Origin of the sequence: Aureibaculum marinum (assembly GCF_003813905.1) — a bacterium.
GTDB lineage: Bacteria > Bacteroidota > Bacteroidia > Flavobacteriales > Flavobacteriaceae > Aureibaculum > Aureibaculum marinum.
In genome coordinates this window covers 1-1697 of record NZ_RPFJ01000093.1, presented here as the reverse complement: position 1 = coordinate 1697, position 1697 = coordinate 1, and the positions used below count along the sequence as shown (strand labels likewise).

Below are 1697 nucleotides of genomic sequence, written 5' to 3'. Positions count from 1 at the left end.
ACCTCATAAGTATATATTAATTCTTCATGAATATCACCACAGATGGTTTCGACGTAATCTTCACCAAGAGAGACAGTTTGATTATCAATTTTAGCAGAATACCAATACCTGTACAGCACTAATGTATAGAATACTCATAATTAAAACAAGTATTATCTTCTTTTTATTTTGCTTGTTTTTAGCAAATTAAATAGAACTATTCCTTTCCTTACTGAAGAGCAATTGAATGCATCAGTGTTGTATAAACCTGTCAAAGGAATCGTACCTTTAATTTTTCCAAATATAGTTCAGGAAGATGATGAGACATGATAGCAAAAGTTATCAAAACAAATTTCACTTTAATGCTCTTCATTTGTTCCCATAACTAAATTAACTTCATATAGAGGTACATACTTCTCATTAAGGTCGGATTCTTTTAAGATAAAAATATTATATCTTCTTTGCGTTTTATAAACATTATCGTCTAAATATTCATAATAATATGGTGGATAACGCAATCGTAAGAGTTTTGAGGCCTGATTTAAACTTAGTGTATCTATTTCCTTTTCAAACTCATCAGTCGTGATGATATTTCCATTTTCAGTGTACTGATCAACTGTGACTTTGGGCAACAGAATTTTATAATTATTTTCATTATTATCTTCAATATAAATATGATTTAATAATAGCCACCATCCATTGTTATTGTTATTATAACTATATCGAATCTTTACAGAAGTTTCATCACTTATGTAGATAGAATCTTTTTCTGAAATCATCAGAATCAGTGAATTTTTACTAATTTGGGAATAAGAATTAACTGTAATAAAAGATATAAAAATTGTAAAATATATGCTTCTTTTCATAATTTTTTAATTAGGACAGCTTTTTGTAATTGAATGAAAATGATCTGTTAGTGCCTTTTCTAATTCTTGCTTTTTGGTGTTTGACAAATCTTTATATGCTTGAACATTATGATCTTTTAAACCACGCCAAGCTAAAGCTTCATAAAAAGAGTCAGGTAAAGGATTAGTACCATTATTAGTGTTGTAATTGTAATCGCCCACTAAAACATTTTTATAAAAGTCTTTTAATGCATCTTCCATTGATTTTAAATATAGCTCAGCCATAGTCTCATGTTGGGCTGTAGGTTCAAATTTGGTTTGTTTGTATTTCTCATAAGTTTTTATAAAATCCAAAACTTCATTTGTTTGGTCTGACGTATTTAATTTTCTTAACATGTCAGCATGAATATATTCATGCAAAATCGTTCTCGCAACTTCTAATGCAGAATTTTGATTTGCCTGATAAGAACTTATATCAATAAATATTATCTCATTTCCTAAAGTAAATCTCGTTTCTCCATTTAAATCATCATTATTTTCTCCAAAGATTCTATCTACAGACTGAATTTTAATATCAAATTCCGAATTACCTTTAAAGTTTTGCATTATTTCTTTTACAAAGGTATTACCTTTAGAAGTCAAAAAATCATTTATACACTTCTCTTTATCAGTTAAATCATCAGAGTCAATATGCTCTTCCTCACTACCATCACCCTTATCTTCTTCAGGCACAGTTTTATTATCTTTTTCATCATACGGATCTACAAACGGATTATCAGAAATAGTTTCACAGACCTCATAAGTATATATTAATTCTTCATGAATATCACCACAGATGGTTTCGACGTAATCTTCACCAAGAGAGACAGTTTG

General features: G+C 28.8%; 1 protein-coding gene and 1 pseudogene. Both read right to left on the bottom strand.

All coding sequences use genetic code 11. The features are described 5' to 3' along the window. Positions 1-338: 338 nt before the first annotated feature. Positions 339-758, bottom strand: coding sequence for a hypothetical protein (locus tag EGM88_RS15050; RefSeq protein WP_123899240.1), 420 nt, complete (start codon positions 756-758; stop codon positions 339-341). A gap of 93 nt (positions 759-851) precedes the next feature. After that, positions 852-1697: pseudogene (locus EGM88_RS15885) on the bottom strand (hypothetical protein); the annotation flags it as partial.

What these genes read in the sequence shown, in the direction of transcription:
- EGM88_RS15050 (WP_123899240.1), bottom strand. Translation starts at nt 758, where the DNA reads ATGATTTCAGAAAAAGATTCTATCTACATAAGTGATGAAACTTCTGTA.